The sequence below is a fragment of the Aromatoleum toluolicum genome (genome assembly GCF_012911005.2).
In the GTDB taxonomy this organism is placed as follows: domain Bacteria; phylum Pseudomonadota; class Gammaproteobacteria; order Burkholderiales; family Rhodocyclaceae; genus Aromatoleum; species Aromatoleum toluolicum.
Genome location: NZ_WTVS01000059.1, coordinates 1 through 17,940, shown reverse-complemented (window position 1 = coordinate 17,940; position 17,940 = coordinate 1). Strand labels below are relative to the sequence as shown.

The following is a 17,940-nucleotide window of genomic DNA, read 5'->3' as shown; positions in this document are numbered from 1 at the left end:
TTACCGCAACGCTGCAGGCGTAGACTGGCGCGCCGGCCGCAAGTTTGCGCGCACGTTCACGACGCCCGGGCCTGCGGCCGAAGCGCGTCGAGCATGGCCGCGAAGGCGTCCGCCGGCACCGGCGAGCCGAACAGGTAGCCCTGGCATTCCGGACAGCCCGCGTCGCGCAGGAAATCACGCTGGTCGGTCGTCTCGACCCCCTCGGCGATCACCTCCAGGCCGAGGCTGCGCGCGAGCGCGATCGTCGCCTGCACGATCGCGGCGCAGCTGCGGTCGTGCGGCAGTTCGCTGACGAAGGAGCGGTCGATCTTGAGGCGGTGGATCGGGAAGCGCTTGAGGTAGTACAGCGACGAATAGCCGGTGCCGAAGTCGTCCAGCGCGAGCTGCACGCCCTGTGCGCAGAGCCTGTCCATCAGGCCGATCGCGCGTTCGGTGTCTTCCATCAGCATGCTCTCGGTGAGCTCGAGCTCGACGCGCGCGGGATCCGCGCCGGTCACCGCGAGCGCCTCGCGCACGGTCTCGTCGATGTCGCCCTGCAGCTGCCGCACCGAGAGGTTCACCGCGAGGCGGAACCCCGGCGGCAGGCGCTCGCCCCATTCGACCACCTTGCGGCAGGCCTGCTCCAGCACCCAGGCGCCGATATCGACGATCAGGCCGGTCTCCTCGGCGATCGGGATGAACTCGGCGGGCGGAACCAATCCACGCTCGGGCTGGCGCCAGCGCAACAACACCTCGGCGCCGGTCATCGTGCCGCTCGCGGTATCCACCTTGGGCTGGAAGTGCAGCTCGAACTCATTGCGCTCCAGCGCGTGGCGCAGGTTCTCCTCCATCCCCAGGCGCTCCAGCGCGCCCTCGTTCATCGACGGCAGGAAGAAGCGGTAGCGGTTGCGCCCGGCGCGCTTGGCCTGGTACATCGCGACGTCGGCGTGCTTGGTGAGCACCTCGGGCGTGCTGCCGTCCTCGGGGTAGAAGCTGATGCCGATGCTGGCCCCCGTCGCGATCTCCCGCCCTTCGACGAGGAAGGGCGTGGACAGGGCGTCGAGGATGCGCTGCGCGACCGCGGCGGTGACCTGCCGGCGGTCGAAGGATTCACCCGCGAGCAACACCCCGAATTCGTCGCCCCCCAGGCGCGCGGTCGTGTCGCAGTCGCGCACGATGCCGCTCAGGCGCGCGGCCACCTGCTTGAGCAGCGCGTCGCCGGCCTTGTGGCCGAGGCTGTCGTTCACCGGCTTGAAGCGGTCGAGGTCGATGAACAGCACGGCGAGGCTCGAGGTCTGGCGCCGCGCGAGCAGCACCGCGTTCTCAAGCCGGTCCTCGAACAGGCGCCGGTTCGCCAGCCCGGTCAGCGCGTCGTAATAGGCCAGGCGCGCAATGCGCTCCTCGCTCAGGCGCTTCTCAGTGATGTCGTAGAACATCCCGATGTAGTACACGAGCTCCTGGCGGTCGTTGTAATCCGCGCACAGGGTCAGCCACTGGCGGTACACCTCGCCGCTCTTGCGCCGGTTGGTGACTTCGCCCTGCCAGTAGCCGCGCTCCTTGACCGTCTTCCACATCTCGTCGTAGAAGGCCTCGTCGTGCCAGCCCGACGACAGCAGGCGCGGCGTGTCGCCGATCGCCTCGTCGGGGGTGTAGCCGGTGATCTCGGTGAAGGCGCGGTTCACCTCGATGACGCGCTGCCCCGGGTCGGTGATGACGATGCCCTCGATGCTGCGCTCGAACACGCTCGCGGCCATGTGCAGGCGCCGGTTGGCGGCCTCCAGCGCCTCGTTCTGCGCGCGCATGCTGGCCTCGTTCTCGCGCAGCACCCCGTACTGCCGGCGCAGGATGCGGTCGGCGCGGCCGACGACCAGCAGCAGCACCGTGTAGAGCGCACCGAAGCCCAGCACGATCGCGAGCAGCAGCCGCCACGAGTCGCTGTCGATCTCGCGGATGTCGCCCGAGACGTCGGTGTAGAGCTCGAACACCGCCTTCACCTCTCCGTCCGTATCGGGGCGGATCGGGATGTAGCTCGACACCACGTTCACGTTCTCGATCTCGCCCTCGGTCGCGCTCATGCGGCCGCGATAGACGAGCTCGCTCATCGTCACGCCGTCGCGCGCCGCGAGGAAACCGGGGTTGGCGCTCTTGTCCTCGCCGATCTCGCGCACGACGGTCGAGAACACCGCCGTGCCCTTCAGGTCGTACACCTTGATCTTGATTACCGGCACGCCCGTCGACAGCTCGCGGATCCGTTCCCGCAGGCGCACCGTCAGTTCGCGCTCGCGCAGCGCGAGCGCGTCGCGGCCTGCGGAGTCCATCAGCGCCACGCCGAACTCGGGCCACACCGCGTTCGCGATGGTGCGCGCGAGCAGCTCGTTGCGCGTGCCGGAAATCTCCGTGCGCTCGGCGATCTCGCTGCTGCGGTAGCCCCACAGGAACAGCAGCGAAAGCACCAGCACGGCGATTCCGCTCGCAATCGAAAAATAGCGGGTCAGTCTGAACATGCATCCCCCGGTCGCCTGCCGGCCTGCCCATTGCGCCGGACGGCCCGCCAACGCGCGGCCGCCGTAGCCCATCATACGACCATTCGCGCGCGCCGGCAGCGCCCGTCAGCGCCGCCCGGGCTCGATGTGCATCGCCATGGAGGAATCAGTCTCGCAGTTGTTCGAGCGGAATGCCCCAGCGCGTCAAGGCATCGCGCAGCAGGGTCTGCTCGGGCAGGCAGATGACGCCGTCGGCCTTGGACAGCACCAGCATCGCGCGGCACACCATCTCGCGCAGGACCGGGTCGGTGATGCGGTCGAGCATCATCTCGAAGCGCTCGATGTCGAGCAGGCGCACCGGGTCGATGCGCTCGGGCCGCTGCAGCAGGCGGCGGCAGTGGTCGATGATGGCCTGGATCAGGGCGTCGCGCTCGACGCCCAGCAGCTTCGGAATGCCGAGGCGGTCGAGCGCCTCGAGTTCGCGGCTGGCGAGCACGCCGTCCGCCAGCAGGGTCAGCGCCACCAGCTCGGTGGCCACGGCGCGTTGCGCCTCGTAAGTCGGGTCGGTCATCGGCAGGAATGCGGGGCGCGGAAAACGTTGAAGGATAACGCCCCTATGACCGCATGCTGCAACGAATGGTTTCGGCCCGGCGCAATCTCACGACATCGGGTAGGGCGGGAGAAGCGCAGCGCATCCCGCCATTACGGGCGCTGGCACTTGTCCGAGCGCCGCGTGGCGGGATGCGCCTTCGGCTCCTCCCGCCCTACGAATCCGACCCATCATCAAGTTGATCCGCAGATCGCACCGCCGGCCTCGTCAGAAGCTCTTCGACACGGCGAACACGACCCGTTCCTTGAAGATCTTGCGGCCGTCATGGCTGCCATACACCTTGTGGCTGCGGTCGACATCGGTGTCATGGAAGCGCAGGTCGAAGTTGAGTCCCCACATCTGCTTGGTGACGCCCACGTTCCAGTGCGTCCAGCCCTCGGCGCCGTGGCCGGTGAGCTCCTGGTAGCCGAACGAGCCGTCGATGCCCCAACCGTCGCCGAGCGTGAGCTTCGGATGGATCGCGTAGTTCACGCCCTTCCAGCCGTTCACGCCGAACCAGTCGTCGAGCGTCGGCGTGACTTCCAGCTTCAGGTTGACCGGCCCGAAGTTGCGGTCGAGGTACATGTACAGCTCGCTGTAGTTGTAGCGGTTGGCGCCCGGGTACTGGTACGAGAAGGCCATCACATTGTAGTTGAAGCCCGTGTCGCCGATGCTGCCGTACTTGCCGAGATAGGGGCCGACGACCGCGTAGATGTCGGGCGAGCCCTCGAACTTGTTGGTCGAACCGAAATAGCCGAGATACACGCCGGTCGCGTGCGTCCAGGTCAACGAGGCCTGCACGGCGGGGATCTCGCCGCTGACCGTCTCCGACTCGCCGCGGAAGACGTAGTCGGTCGCGAACTTCACCGAGCCGCCGATCGTCCCCCCGAGCACTTCCGGTTTTTCCTCCGCCAGCGCGGTCTGGGACAGCACCAGCGCAGCGCCTGCCAGCAGCATCGAATAACGCGTTTTCATGATCGAACTCCCTCATCGTGGTTGCAATGTCTTCCGGGGCGCAGCGGCTTTTCCGGACTCGTTCGGATTGCATGATGGGGAGGCGACATGAACGGCGGCGCCGAACAAGGTGAATGCGGATTGCGACTGTGTAAAACCGCCCTGAAGCGCAGATCCCTTGCACGGCACGGGTTTCACGGCAGCCGCGGGCGCCCGCGCGTTAATGCGCGGGCGCGCTGTTAACAGTGGTTAACACATCTCCACGAACAACCGACAAATCGGCGCCTGCTGTTCATCCGCGCTCCCTAGCATTGGAGTCGGAAAAGGCAATCGAGCAACCGGCACTGAAGGAGATGCAATCATGAGCATGTCGAGAAGGGAATTTCTGAAGGCTTCCGTCGCTTCGGCGGTCGCCGCCAATGGGCTGGCCTGGTTCGGCGCGAGCGAGGTGTTCGGCGCCGACACCGTCGTGATCCCGAGCGCGAGCCACTGGGGTCCGTTCAAGGCGGTGGTGAAGAACGGCGTGCTGGTCGGCGTGCAGCCGCTCTCCGACATCGACGCGATGCCGACGAAGATGCTCACCGAAGGCCTCATCAGCCGCGTCTATCACAAGACCCGCGTGCAATACCCGATGGTGCGCAAGTCCTACCTCGCCAACCCGATGGGCGACGTCAAGCCGCATCTGCGCGGCAAGGAACCCTTCGTGCGCGTGACCTGGGACGAGATCCTCGCGATCACCGCCAACGCCATCCTCACCACCGCCGAGCAGCACGGCAACGAGGCGGTCTTCAGCAGCTCCTACGGCGGCTGGTCGCACGCCGGCTTGCTGCGCCCGCAGGTGCTGCAGGGGCGGCTGTTCGGCCTGATCGGCGGGCATTCGGTGACGACCGGCGACTATTCCGGCGGCGCCTCGCAGATCAGCCTGCCGCACATCATCGGCGACATGGAAGTGTATTCGCCGCAGACCGCGTGGGAAGTGATGGCCGAGCACACCGAGGTGATGGTGTGGGTAGGCTGCGACCCGTGGAAGAACAACCGCATCGAATACACGGTCGCCGACCACCAGATGTTCCCGCGCTGGAAGCTGATCAAGGACCGCGGCGTCAAGTTCATCTCGATCAACCCGCAATTCACGACCACCGACGAGGCGCTCGGCTCGGAGTGGGTGAAGATCGTCCCCAACACCGACGTCGCGCTGTTCCTCGGCATGGCCTACCACGTGTATACGACGGGCAAGTACGACAAGGCCTACCTCGACAAGTACACGGTCGGCTTCGACAAGTTCCTGCCCTACCTGCTCGGCAAGGACGCCGACGGCACGCCGCCGAAGACCCCGGAGTGGGCGGCGAAGATCACCGGCATCCCGGCGCAGAAGATCGTCGAGCTGGCCGAGCTCTTCGCCACCAAGCGCACCCAGTTCGCCGGCGCGTGGGCGCTGCAGCGCGCGCACCACGGCGAGATGACGCACTGGGCGATCATCAACTTCGCCGCGATGCTGGGCAAGATCGGCAAGCCCGGTCAGGGCGTGGGCTTCAGCTGGCACTACGGCGGCGGCGGCATGCCGCAATCGACGCACCCGATGCCGGTCGGCCTGTCGCAGGGGCGCAACCCGATCAAGGCGCGCTGCCCGGCCTCGCGCATCAGCGAGATGCTGATAAACCCCGGCAAGCAATACACGCGTGACGGCGCGACGCACACTTACCCCGACGTGCACCTGATCTACAACGCCGGCAACAACTTCATGTCGCACCAGCAGGACACCAACGAACTGCTGCGCGCGATGAACAAGAAGGTGCACACGGTGATCTGCCAGGATCCGTGGTGGTGCGCGTCGTCGCGCTTCGCCGACATCGTGCTGCCCGCGACGTCGGCGCTGGAACGTGACGACATGAGCAGCGGCGGCACCTACAGCAACGACAAGATCTACGCGATGCGCCAGGTGATCCAGCCCTACGGCGAGAGCCTCGACGACTTCGAGATCTTCCGCCGCCTCGGCGACCTGATGGGCGTCGGCTTCCAATTCACCGAAGGCAAGACGGTGCAGCAGATCCTGCGCGAATCGTACGACCGCACCAACCAGAGCGTGCCCTTCGACGAGTTCTGGGAGAAGGGCATCGTGCGCATCGACGTACCCGAGAAGATGCGCAAGTGGGTGCGCCACGGCGACTTCTACACCGACCCCGAGAAGAATCCGCTGCACACCAAGTCGGGCAAGATCGAGCTCTACTGCTCGGAGATCGACGGCTTCAAGGTGGCCGACTGCCCGCCGATCCCGAAATTCCTCGAGCCTGCGGAATACCTCGGCAACGCCAAGCCCGGCCAGGTGCACGTCGTCAGCCCGCACCCCTTCAACCGCGTGCATTCGCAGATGGCGCAGGCCGACGTGCGCAAGTACGAGAACGTCAAGGGCCGCCAGCACGTGCGCATCAGCGTCGAGGACGCCAAGGCCAAGGGCATCAAGGACGGCGATCTCGTCGAGCTGTACAACGAGCGTGGCGCGCTGATCGCCGGCGCGGTCGTCACCGACCAGATCATGAAGGGCGTCGTCAGCCTCGAGGAAGGCAACTGGATCCAGCTCGACTCGCGCGGACGCTGCAACAGCGGCGCGATCAACATGATCACGACCAGCGTCGCATCGAGCGGCCTGAGCCAGGCCACGAGCGCCAACACCTGCATCGCGAGCCTGAAGAAGTGCACCGACGCGGAGTCCGAGAACCGCGCCTACGAGCCACCCCCGGTCGAGAAGTCCGCCAAGCTCGCGCTCGACGTCGCCGGCATGAAGCTCTTCGACCGCGCCGCGGCATTGAAGGGCGCCACGATGGCAAGCATGACGCCGGGCGAGAAGCTCTTCTACGAGCGCTGCACGCTGTGCCATGTGCCGCGCGAACCGGGCGACTACACCAAGAAGCAGTGGCACGGCATCACGCAGAGCATGTTCCCGCGCGCCGGCCTCGACGACGCGCAGAAGAAGATCGTGCTCGACTTCCTCGAGAAGAACGCGAAGGACGCAGCGGCGATGTGAACGGCGACGCCCCGACCGGGGCGTCTCGCTGCGAAGCCCGGCCACGAGCCGGGCTTCGTCATTTATTGATAAGGTGCCAATCGAATACCCTGGGGCCTGTCCGGGCACCGTATCCCTCCCCCTTCAAGGGGAGGGGGCGTCCGTGCGCACTCGACCTTACCGCGACGCCGCCGCCGGGTAGCGGAACTGCGGCACGAAGGTGCTCGGCGCGAGCGAATCGTCGAGCTCGATGCGCTTCAGCGCGGCGCGGTCGACGACCTGCACGCGCGGGCCGACATGCCGCGCGACCGGCCGCCCTTCGAGGAGATCGACCGCCTGCCCGACCGACAGCCGCCCCTGCAGCACCGGCGCGTCCGACGGCGCGGCGAGGATGCGGCCGCGCAGGATGCCGCGGTACACCGCCGGCGTGAAGTAGGTCGCGACGATGCCGATGCGGTCCTGCAGCCCGCGCTCGCGCAGCACGCTGATCGCCGCCTCCGCCATCAGCGCGTTGCCGACCACATAGCGCACCTCCGGGTGCTGGTCGAGCGTGCCCTGCACGAGGTTGCGCTGGATCGACTTCGCGGTGTCGCCCCACGCCGTCGCGCGGATCACGATGCGGCTGCCCGCGATCGCCGCGCGGAAACCGCGGTCGACGAAGGGCACCCAGCCTGCGCCCTGCGGCCCGGGAAACCACGCCACCGGGATCTCCTCGCCCCGCCCCGGATGGCGCCGCACGAGGTACTCGCCGGCCAAGCGCCCCATCTCGTGCCACGACACGCCGACCTTCGCCGCGACCCCTTCGCTGGCGATGTCGTTGACCGTGGCGAGCACCGGGACGCGGCGCGCGACCTCGCCGATCACGTCGGTGAGACCGTCGAAGGACACCGTGCCGAGGATCACCGCATCGATTTCAACGTCGCTGCCGCAGGCCTTGAGCTGCTCGCGTTGCAGATTCAGATTCGGATAGCCGCCGGCTTCGACCAGGCGCAACTGCACGCCGAGCCGCCGCGCCTCGTCGACCATGCCGTAATTCACCCCCAGCCAGTAGGCGTCCTTGATGTGCGGGAAGGCCGCGCACAGCGTCCAGCGCCGCGTCGCCGCCTTTGCCGGCACGTAGGGTGCCGCCACGCCCGCCTGCGAATAGTCGTAGGGCGGCTCCCAGCGCGTGATCTCGCGCTGCCCCGGCGCCGCGGCCGGAGCCCCGCCGGCCAAGCCCAGCAGCACACTCGCGATGACGACAGGGAAACGCCGCATGGATGATTTCTCGGAGGATTCATGCGCGCCGCAACGACAGGCGCCGCCGGATGGCCCAGACGCCCGCGTTGCCTGAGCCCGGGGCTTGCGCGCAAAATGGTATTCCAATCGCAATGCCGGGACAAAGCCATTTCCGCGCGACTTTCCGGCGTCCCGACAGCCCCGCTCCGACCGGACGCACACCATAGATGAAAGCCTGGATCGCACGCCTCGATGCGCGCCTCGGCCTGATCGGCAAGCTCGTCCTCGTGCTGGGCGCGGCCGCGCTGCTCACCTTCACCGTCGCGACGATCGCGTGGCTGAGCTTCCAGCAGGTGGTCGCGACGCAGCGCGCGATCATCGACGACGCGGTGCCCGCGATGGACGCGGTGCAGGCGGTCGCGCGCCTCAACATGCGCGTCGGGGCCGTGGTCGAACGACTGGGCCGCGCGGAGTCGCCCGCGGAGGTCGAACGCCTGCAGCAGACTGCGAGCGAGCAGCTCGCCGAGCTGCGCGGATTGCTGCAGCGGCTCGAGCAGCGGCGCTTCGAACCGGGACTCGGAACGGCGATCGCATCGACGCTCGACGCGATTGCGGCGAACCTCGGCCGGCAGGCCGACGACGTGCGTCGCCGCCTCGCGCTCGCCCGCCGCGAACAGGAGTTGTTCGCCGGCCAGCAGCAGGCCGTGCTCGCGCTGGTGATGCTGTCCGAATCGCTCGCGGCCAACGCCTCGACGGCGACGACGGCGACGATCTCCAGCCTCTATCCGCTGATCGAGCGCAACCCGCCGAGGGAGCGCGTGTTCGAATCGCTCGACCGCCTCGTGGAGGTCAACTTCGACCGCATGGAGCGCATGGGCGAGTTCCAGCTCGCGTGCTTCAACCTCAAGACCCTGCTCGAGCGCCTCGAACGCGAGGACGCGCCGGACGTGCTCGCGACGCTGCAGGCGGGGTTCGACGGCAACCTCGACATCCTGCGCCGCCGCCTGGACGACATCGTCGATCCCGGGCGCAAGGCGAGCGGCGTCGCGCAGTTCGCGGTACTCGAGACCGCGACGCAGGCGGACGGTCTGTTCGCCACCCGCGGGCAGCGCCTAGCGCTGGTGCGCAGCTTCATGCAACTGCGCGACGACGGCGCCGCGCAGGCAGCACAACTGGCCGAGCAGGCGGGCGCACTGGTCGTCGCGGCGCACCGCGCGATCGACCTCGCCGGCGATCAGTCGAAGCGCGCGGTCGAACGCGGCATCATCGGCTTCCTCGCAGTCGGCGCGCTGCTGTTCTTCGCCCTCATGGCGACGCTGTGGGTGCTGTTCCGCTATCACGTGCTCGGCCGGCTGCAAGGCATGGAAACCACGGTGCGCGCGCTGGCGAGCGGTGACTACGACGTGCGCATCGCCACGCGCGCCAACGACCCGCTCGCGCCGCTCGCGCGGGCGCTGGAACAGTTCCGCGACAACGCGCGCGAGCGCGTGCGCCTGGAAGGCGAACTGCTGCGCCACCAGCACGAACTGGAAGACCAGGTCGCCGCGCGCACCGCCGAACTGCAACAAAGCAACGCCCTGCTCGAACGCGAAGTCGCCGAACACGCGGTCGCGCGGCGCGAGGCCGAAGAGGCCAACCGCGCGAAGAGCGTCTTCCTCGCGACCCTCAGCCACGAACTGCGCACGCCGCTCTCCGGCGTCAGCGGCAGCGTGCACCTGCTGCGCGACACCGGGCTCGACGCACGCCAGCAGGAATACGTGCGCATGATCGGCTACGCCAACGCGACGCTGCTGGAGATCCTCGAGGACATGCTGAGCTTCTCGCGCCTGGAGGCCGGCAAGGTCGACTTCGAGCACCTCCCGTTCGCGCTGCGCGACACCATCGACAACATGCTCGCGCTGCAGGGCGTCGCGGCGCGCGCGAAAGGCATCGCGCTGGTGCGCGACATCGCCTCCGACGTGCCCGACGTCCTCGTCGGCGACCGGCGCAAGCTCAACCAGATCCTGCTCAACGTCCTCGGCAACGCGATCAAGTTCACCGACGAGGGCTCGGTGACCGCGTCCGTGCGCGCCGATCCCGCCGCAGCGGACGGAACAGCACGGCTGCATTTCACCGTCACCGACACGGGCATCGGCATCCCGCCCGAGCAATGCACCGAAGTGTTCAAGCCTTTCGTGCAGGTCGAGGACGCCCGGCACCACCGCCCCGGCGGCACCGGCCTCGGGCTGGCGATCTGCCAGCGGCTGGTCGAACTGATGGGCGGCCACATCGGCCTGGAGAGCGTCCCCGGCCAGGGAACGCAGGTCGGTTTCGACATCGCCTTCGAACTCGCCGACGCGCTGCCGCAGCAGTCCGCCGACACACGCCCCGATGCCGCGCAGCGCCCGCTCGACGTCCTGCTGGTCGAGGACGACGAGATCAACCGCATCGTCTGCGTGCGCTATCTCGAATCGCTCGGTCACCGCCCGCTCGTCGCAGGCGACGGCGAGGAGGCCATCGCGCTGCTCGGCCAGCGCCGCGACCCGATCGACGCCGTGCTGATGGACATCAGCCTGCCGGGCGCATCCGGCGTCGAGGTGGCGCGCGACCTCCGCGCGCTCGACGGCGGCCGCTGGGCCGCGGTGCCGGTCATCGCGATGTCCGCGCACGTGTCCGCAGATGCCGTCGAACGCTACGTCGGCGCCGGCATGGCGGGCTTCCTCAGCAAACCCTTCGACCGCGCCCAGCTCGCCCGCGCCCTCGCCGCCGCGACGGCCGGCAGCCCCGCCCCGGCACCGGCCCCCCGCGAAGCCGAGTCACGCGAATCCGCGGAGCCGGTGCTCGACGCGGACTACCTCGCCGGGGAACTCGACAGCCTGGGCGCCGCGACGCTCGCGCGGCTGCTGGAACTCTTCCGCGCAGACGCCGACACGGCCCTGATCGAACTCGGCGACCACCTCGCGGCGAACGATCGGCAGGCACTCGGCAAGCGCGCGCACCGCCTGCGCAGCGCCGCCGGCAACCTGGGTTTCCTGCGGGTGATGGCGGCAACGCGCCGTCTGGAGAACGCCGCAACGGACCCGGCGGCGACGGACGGGCCAGCGCTGGCGCCGATGATCGACGGCCTGCGCGAGGACTGCCGGCAGGCCTGCGCGGCGCTCGAGGACTGGCTCGCCGCGGCGGGCACGGACGCGGCCAGCTAAACGGACGTGACGTCGCCCGCGAACAGGTAACCCTCGCCGCGCACCGTCACGATCAGCTCCGGCGTCTTCGGGTCGTCCTCGAGCTTCTCGCGCAGGCGCGAGATCAGCACGTCGATCGTACGGTCGTTGGGATCCCAGGCGCGGTGGCTCACGGTCTGCATCAGGCGGTCGCGGCTCAGCACCACGCCCGGCCGGCGCACGAAACTCGCCAGCAATTCGAACTCGCCGCGGGTCAGGCTCTCCCGGCTGCCGTCGCTCCCGACCAGGCGCCGATGGCCGATCTCCAGCGTCCAGCGGCCGAAGCGGTACGCATTGGATTCCTGCGTCGCAGGCCGGTTACGGTTGCCGCGCAGGACGATCTTCACGCGCGCGAGCAGTTCGCGCGAATTGAACGGCTTGGTGACGTAGTCGTCGGCGCCCGATTCGAGGCCGACGATCTTGTCGATGTCGTCGCTGCGCCCGGTCACGAGGATGATGCCGAGGCGCTCGTCGTGGGCACGCAACTCCCGCGCGAGTTCCAGCCCGTCCTTGCCCGGCAGGCCGACGTCGAGCAGCACGACGTCGATCGGCTCGCTGTGCAGGGTGCGCCACATGTCCTCGCCGTTCGACGCGGCCAGCACCTCGTAGCCCTCGTTGGCGAAATACGCCTCGAGCCGGGCGCGGGTCACCGGATCATCATCGACGACAAGGAGTCTGGCGGGTCGATTCTCGATCAAGGTCGGCGGGACATCCAAGGGTGGATGGAGCATCGGGCGCGCCGCCGAGGCGACGCGCGTCCGATTATATCGGGATTCCCAGCCGGCCCGCCTGCAGCCTGCGAGCTACCCGATGCCGCCCCCGGATCCTTCCCCCAAGGGGGCGTCACGCAACCGGGCGCTCCACCCGGCTGCGTGCTGCGCACCTGTCCCTCAGAAGAACAGGATGCCGCCCAGCGAGATCGTGCGGGTCTTCAGGTCGCCCGGGAAGATGTCCGCCCCGGTGCCCTTCTCGCGGTTGTACTCGGCCACCAGCGTGATGTACTTGTTCAGGCTGTGGTACACGCCGAGGGTCGCCGAGCGGAACTTGTTGGTCTCGGTCAGCAGCCCGCTGCTGTCGCGGTTTTCGCCGTAGTTCAGGCCCACCTTGGTCTTGCCGAACTTGTACGTGCCCTGCACGAAGTAGCCCTTGCCCTTGGTCTTCTCGAAGGGCGAGAAGTACAGCGCGCCGACCGTCGACAATCCCAGCCCCTTCGCGTCGAAGCCGTAGGCCACCGCCTCGAAGTTGCCGAGGCCGATCTTCGCGCCGAGCTCGTAGCCGCTGGCGTCGAAGCTGCCGTCGCCGCTGGTGCCCTGATGGATGTAGCCCGCCCACAGCGAACCCGTCGTGGTCTCGCTCGCCTTCCAGTCGTAGTTCAGCATCGCCTGGAAGCCCGGATCCTTGGTCTCGTCGCCGGCGAACTTGTTCGGGTCGAAGATGCCCGCCGAGGCCGAGAAGCCGCCCATCGTCGGCGTCGTGTAGGTGATCTGCGGCTGGAAGCCGGTGTACATGTAACCGTGGCCGATCATGCCGAAGGTGGTGTTGAACGGCGTCGCCGCGTAGCTGTTGCCGCCCAGGCCCAGCAGGGTCATGTCGGAGAGGATGATCTTCTGCCCGAACAGGCCGATGTCACGGCCGAGCTTCACGGTACCCCACTCCTGATTGCCGAACTGGAAGTACAGGTTCCGCGTGTCGATCTGCGAGAACGGGCTGTCACAGCCGGTCGCCCCGCCGCAGCCGGGGTTGGTCGGCAGGCCGACGACGTCCGACTTGTCGTTGATGCCGGGCGCGAAGCCGACGTGCGCCTTGATGTCCAGCCCTTCGACCTTGGTCGTGAACACGAAGTTGATCCAGCCCGGCAGCAGGCCGTTGGTCAGCGCCGATTCGCGCGTCTTGACCCCGCCAACCTCCTGCGTGCGGCTCGAATAGAAGCCGTTGATCGTCCCGTTGATGTCGATCGTCGAGTCGCCCTGCGAGAAGCTCACCGCATGGGCCTGTCCCAGTCCGAGCGCGCACAACGCGCCTGCCATCGCCGTCCGCTTCAGCACACCCGATTTCGCACGAATAGTCATTGTTTCCTCCTTGGCCTCTGGTTTTGCTGCCTTGTTTGTTTGCATTCCGCCCCCGCGCCTCTGTTCCGAAGGGCGCCAACCGGTGCGTACAGCCGCGCCGGTGGGCGGGCCTGGGCGCACTTCGCAAACTCCGGGCCAATTCCGGATTACCGCACTTTCGCTGCATTTTTAGCGATTTTCGCTACGCATCACCCCTGTATCGCCCCAAAAATTGATCCGCTTTGACACAGCGCGCAAGCGGCCGACGACACAGTTGTTACAGGGTGGAACACCTGCGGCCTTTTCGGCCGGGCGCATTCGCCCGTTCGCGATTGCCAGCGCCGGCGATTTGGCGGAACATCCTTCCGACACCCCGGCGCCCACCGCGCACCGGCGCCGTTCCCCGCCCCTGCATCGAATCGATCATGAACTCCCCCGCACACCCCCTGGCCGCCACCCTGCTCGCGCTCGCGCTGGCGGCCTCCTTCGCCGCCCCCCTCACCGCGGCGGCCCAGTCGCGCATCCCCTCGCTCGACCGCAACGACCACCTCGGCGAGGTCGGCCGCGCCGCGCGCCAGAAGGCCATCGAGCGCTTCGACAGCGCCGACGCCGACAAGGACGGCAAGCTCTCGCGCGAGGAAGTCGCCGGCCGCTTCACCTACCAGAGCGAGAACTTCGACCAGAACGACAAGAACCGCGACGGCTTCCTCGACTGGGAAGAGTTCATCGGACACGACCGCTGGAAGAAGGAATAAGGCGATGCGCTGCGGTTCCGGCCCTGCATCCTGGCTGCGGCTGCTCCTCGCCGCTGCGCTGCTGGCCATCGCCGGCACGGCAGGTGCGGGCGAGCTCGGACCGTTGCTCGAACGCATCGAGCGCGCCTACGGCACGGTCAAGCAGCCGAACTCCATCCTGCAGCGCGGGCGCACGCTCTCGCACAGCCGCGGCGAGGGCACGCTCCTGCGCGCCTACCGCGGCGCCGAACGCTTCCGCATCGAGATCCGCTACCGTTCCGGCGTCGAGACCCGCATCATCGACGGCCCGGCGGCGTGGCAAAGCAGCAAGCCGATGAGCGAAGCCTTCCGCGGAGCGCTGATCCTGCAGGCGGCACGCGTCGCCCTGCCGTGGAACCTGCTCGCCGCACGCGAGCGGCTGCGCGACGGCGGCGAGCAGCGCATCGGCGAGGTGCGCCTGCACTTCGTCGAGATGCCGCTCGGCGACAACCTGCGCATGGTCGCCGAAGTCGATCCCGAGTCCGGGCGCATCCTGCGTTCGCGCGGCATCCTCGTCCACCCGGGCGGCAGCGAGATGGTGTTCGGCACCGTGTACGAGGATTTCCGCACCAGCGACGGCCGCCTCTACGCCGCCATCGAACACCACTACGCCATGGGCCGCTACATCGGCCGCTCGGTGATCGAGTCGGTCGAGTACGACACCCCGATCGCGGACTCGCTGTTCCGCCCCGAAATCCCCGGCCTGATCTGAAGCGCGATCACTCGGCGGGGATGTACAGCGTCTCCTTCAGCTCCTCCATCACCACATAACTGCGCGATTCGGCCGCCGACGGCAGCTTGAGCAGGATGTTGCCGAGCAGGCGCCGGTATTCGCCCATCTCGGTGATGCGCGCCTTCACGAGGTAGTCGAAGTCGCCCGACACGAGATGGCACTCCATCACCTCGGGCACGAAGCTCAACTCCTTCTTCACGCGATCGAACACCTCGGCGGACTTCGCCGACAGCTTGATCTCGACGAACACCAGCAGGTTCTTGCCCAGCGCATGCGGATTCACGTGCGCGTGGTAGCCGGTGATCACGCCCTCGCGCTCCAGGCGCCGCACGCGCTCGGTGCACGGCGTCGCCGACAGGCCGATTTTCGCCGCCAGGTCGGTCATCGAAATCCGGCCATCCTTCTGCAGCAGATCGAGGATGCGGCGGTCGATGCGGTCGAGTTCGCGCATTTCACTATCCCGGAGGAAAACACCGCCCGAATATACGGCAATTCACTACATCTGGCGTCAATTCAGGTGAATTTCACTGCCAAACCATCACTAGACTGGAGATATTCAATGCACCGAAAGTCACGGAGTCAGTCATGCGCGTTCTCGTCCTCGGCAGCGGCGTCGTCGGCACCACCACCGCTTACTACCTCGCCCGCAGCGGCGCCCAGGTCACGGTCATCGACCGCCAGCCCGCCCCCGCGCTCGAAACCAGCTACGCCAACGCCGGCCAGGTGTCGCCCGGCTACTCCACGCCGTGGGCCGCGCCCGGCATCCCGCTGAAGGCGATGAAGTGGCTGTTCCAGCGCCACGCGCCGCTCGCGATCCGCGCCGACGGCAGCCTGTTCCAGCTGCGCTGGATGGCCGAGATGCTGAAGAACTGCTCCGCCGCGCGCTACGCGGTGAACAAGGAACGCATGATGCGGCTGTCCGAATACAGCCGCGACGTGCTGCGCGAGCTGCGCGCCGACACCGGCCTCACCTATGAGGAGCGCACGCGCGGCACGCTGCAGCTCTTCCGCAGCCAGGCCCAGGTCGATGCTGCGGCGCGCGACATCGAAGTGCTGCAGGACTGCGGCGTACCGTTCGAGATGCTCGACCGCGACGCGCTCGCCGGCGCCGAACCGGCGCTCACCGCGGTGCGCGACAAGCTCGCCGGCGGACTGCGCCTGCCCAACGACGAAACCGGCGACTGCCAGCTGTTCACCACGCGGCTCGCCGACAAGGCGCGCGCGCTGGGCGTCGAATTCCGCTTCGGCCAGGACATCCGCGAAGTGCTGGTCGGCGGCGGCGACGTCATCGGCGTGCAGGTCGGCGACGAAGTGCTGGCGGCCGACCGCTACGTGCTCGCGCTCGGCAGCTATTCGCGCAAGATGCTCGCGCCGCTGGGCCTCGACCTGCCCGTCTATCCGGTGAAGGGCTACTCGCTCACCGTGCCGCTCGTCGACGCCGCGAAGGCGCCGGTGTCCACCGTGCTCGACGAGACCTACAAGATCGCGATCACCCGCTTTGACGACCGCATCCGCGTCGGCGGCATGGCCGAACTCGCCGGCTTCGACCTCGCGCTCAACCCGCGCCGCCGCGAGACGCTGGAAATGGTCGTCGGCGACCTCTTCCCCGGCGGCGGCGACCTGCCGGCGGCCGAATTCTGGACCGGCCTGCGCCCGATGACCCCGGACGGCACGCCGATCGTCGGCGAGACCGTCTATCCGCAGCTCTACCTCAACACCGGCCACGGCACCCTGGGGTGGACGATGGCCTGCGGCTCCGGGCAACTGGTGGCCGATCTCGTTACCGGCCGCCAGCCGGCGATCCGTCATTCCGATCTCGGACTCGCGCGTTATGGCAAAGTAGCGGCTTCACGCTCACAAGGCCTTAGCCTGTCCCCCGCCGCATGAGACCCGCCCGCGCACTGATCGACCTCGACGCCCTGCGTCACAACTACCGCCTCGCCCGCGGCCGCCACGGCGGCCGTGCGCTGGCCGTCGTCAAGGCCAATGCCTACGGCCACGGCGCCGTCGCCTGCGCGCGCGCCCTCGCCGCGGAGGTCGACGGCTTCGCCGTCGCCTTCCTCGAGGAAGCGCTGCAACTGCGCGCGGCCGGCATCGAACAGCCCATCCTGCTGCTCGAAGGCATCTTCGCTGCCGACGAACTCGACGAGGTGGTGCGCCACGACCTGTGGATGGTCGTGCACCACGCCGAGCAGATCCGCATCATCGACCACGCGAAGCCGGCGCTGCCGCTCGACGTGTGGCTCAAGGTCAACAGCGGCATGAACCGCGCCGGCTTCATGCCGCACGAGCTGCGCGCCGCGTGGCAACGCCTCAAGGACAACGGCAGGGTCGGCAACATCACGCTGATGACCCACTTCGCGCGCGCCGACGAGCCGCACGTCCTGTCCACGCCCGAACAGGTCGCCGCCTTCGATACCGCCACCCGCGACCTGCCCGGACCGCGCAGCCTCGCCAACTCCGGCGCGATCCTCGGCTGGCCCGACGCCCATCGCGACTGGGCTCGCCCGGGCATCCTGCTGTACGGCGCCGACCCGATGCCCGGCGAACCGAACGGCCTGCGCCCGGTGATGACGCTCGAGAGCGCCATCATGGGCATCCGCGAGATTCCCGCCGGCGCCCCGCTCGGCTACGGCGCACGCTTCCGCGCCGAACGCCCCACCCGCGTCGGCCTCGTCGCGATGGGCTACGCCGACGGCTATCCGCGCACGGTGCCCGATGGCACGCCGGTCGCCGTCGACGGCCTGCGCACGCGCCTGATCGGGCGCGTGTCGATGGACATGCTCACGGTCGATCTCACCGACCTGCCCGACGCCAAGCTGGGCAGCCGCGTCGAGCTGTGGGGCAACAACGTCCCGGTGAACCGCATCGCCGAGGCAGCGAACACGATCGCCTACGAGCTGCTGTGCAACGTCAAGCGCGTGCGCTTCGAATACACGGACTGAACGCGGCCCCTCAGCCC

13 protein-coding genes are annotated in these 17,940 nt (G+C 68.1%); 6 read left to right on the top strand and 7 right to left on the bottom strand.

Annotated elements, in window-relative coordinates; all coding sequences use genetic code 11:
- Positions 1 to 56 precede the first annotated feature (56 nt).
- From GPA27_RS21645 to GPA27_RS21635, 3 genes are all read right to left on the bottom strand, one after another.
- Positions 57 to 2,483, bottom strand: a complete 2,427-nt coding sequence (locus GPA27_RS21645; RefSeq protein WP_169142508.1) for a putative bifunctional diguanylate cyclase/phosphodiesterase — start codon at positions 2,481 to 2,483, stop codon at positions 57 to 59.
- Between the two features lie 145 nt (positions 2,484 to 2,628).
- Positions 2,629 to 3,033, bottom strand: coding sequence for a tellurite resistance TerB family protein (locus GPA27_RS21640; RefSeq protein WP_169142507.1), 405 nt, complete (start codon positions 3,031 to 3,033; stop codon positions 2,629 to 2,631).
- 246 nt (positions 3,034 to 3,279) lie between these two features.
- Positions 3,280 to 4,026, bottom strand: a complete 747-nt coding sequence (locus GPA27_RS21635) for a TorF family putative porin (protein ID WP_169142506.1) — start codon at positions 4,024 to 4,026, stop codon at positions 3,280 to 3,282.
- A 340-nt stretch (positions 4,027 to 4,366) separates the two neighbouring features.
- Between GPA27_RS21635 and GPA27_RS21630 the strand changes: the two genes are divergently transcribed.
- A complete protein-coding gene (locus GPA27_RS21630; protein WP_169142505.1) occupies positions 4,367 to 7,027 on the top strand; it encodes a molybdopterin-dependent oxidoreductase in 2,661 nt (886 codons plus the stop codon).
- Between the two features lie 156 nt (positions 7,028 to 7,183).
- Here the strand turns inward: GPA27_RS21630 and torT are convergent, their stop codons facing one another.
- Positions 7,184 to 8,263, bottom strand: coding sequence for a TMAO reductase system periplasmic protein TorT (torT, locus tag GPA27_RS21625; protein WP_169142504.1), 1,080 nt, complete (start codon positions 8,261 to 8,263; stop codon positions 7,184 to 7,186).
- 188 nt (positions 8,264 to 8,451) lie between these two features.
- Here torT and torS point away from each other — a divergent pair, with 188 nt between their 5' ends.
- Positions 8,452 to 11,406, top strand: a complete 2,955-nt coding sequence (gene torS, locus GPA27_RS21620) for a TMAO reductase system sensor histidine kinase/response regulator TorS (RefSeq protein WP_169142503.1) — start codon at positions 8,452 to 8,454, stop codon at positions 11,404 to 11,406.
- On the opposite strand, the gene torR is transcribed toward torS, so the two are convergent.
- Together torR and GPA27_RS21610 are read right to left on the bottom strand one after the other, a co-directional pair.
- Positions 11,403 to 12,155 (bottom strand): two-component system response regulator TorR, encoded by a 753-nt coding sequence (gene torR, locus GPA27_RS21615; RefSeq protein ID WP_169142502.1) that lies wholly within the window; start codon positions 12,153 to 12,155, stop codon positions 11,403 to 11,405. The genes torS and torR overlap by 4 nt on opposite strands.
- Before the next feature lie 159 nt (positions 12,156 to 12,314).
- Positions 12,315 to 13,493, bottom strand: a complete 1,179-nt coding sequence (locus tag GPA27_RS21610) for a porin (protein ID WP_169142501.1) — start codon at positions 13,491 to 13,493, stop codon at positions 12,315 to 12,317.
- Positions 13,494 to 13,897: 404 nt separating this feature from the next.
- Between GPA27_RS21610 and GPA27_RS21605 the strand changes: the two genes are divergently transcribed.
- Both GPA27_RS21605 and GPA27_RS21600 read left to right on the top strand, forming a co-directional pair.
- The gene (locus GPA27_RS21605; protein WP_169142500.1) at positions 13,898 to 14,227 is read left to right on the top strand and encodes a hypothetical protein; all 330 of its coding nucleotides are present in this window, start codon (positions 13,898 to 13,900) and stop codon (positions 14,225 to 14,227) included.
- A gap of 4 nt (positions 14,228 to 14,231) precedes the next feature.
- Positions 14,232 to 14,957 carry a hypothetical protein gene (locus tag GPA27_RS21600; RefSeq protein WP_169142499.1) on the top strand — a complete coding sequence of 242 codons (726 nt, stop codon included), beginning with the start codon at positions 14,232 to 14,234 and terminating at the stop codon, positions 14,955 to 14,957.
- A gap of 7 nt (positions 14,958 to 14,964) precedes the next feature.
- Here GPA27_RS21600 and GPA27_RS21595 read toward each other — a convergent pair whose 3' ends face one another.
- On the bottom strand, positions 14,965 to 15,429 hold the full coding sequence (locus tag GPA27_RS21595) for an Lrp/AsnC ligand binding domain-containing protein (protein ID WP_169142498.1): 465 nt from the start codon (positions 15,427 to 15,429) through the stop codon (positions 14,965 to 14,967).
- A gap of 32 nt (positions 15,430 to 15,461) precedes the next feature.
- Here GPA27_RS21595 and GPA27_RS21590 point away from each other — a divergent pair, with 32 nt between their 5' ends.
- Positions 15,462 to 16,865, top strand: coding sequence for a D-amino acid dehydrogenase (locus GPA27_RS21590; protein ID WP_373322795.1), 1,404 nt, complete (start codon positions 15,462 to 15,464; stop codon positions 16,863 to 16,865).
- On the top strand, positions 16,862 to 17,923 hold the full coding sequence (gene alr, locus GPA27_RS21585) for an alanine racemase (protein WP_169142496.1): 1,062 nt from the start codon (positions 16,862 to 16,864) through the stop codon (positions 17,921 to 17,923). Before GPA27_RS21590 ends, alr begins: the two co-directional genes overlap by 4 nt.
- The last annotated feature ends 17 nt before the right edge of the window (positions 17,924 to 17,940 follow it).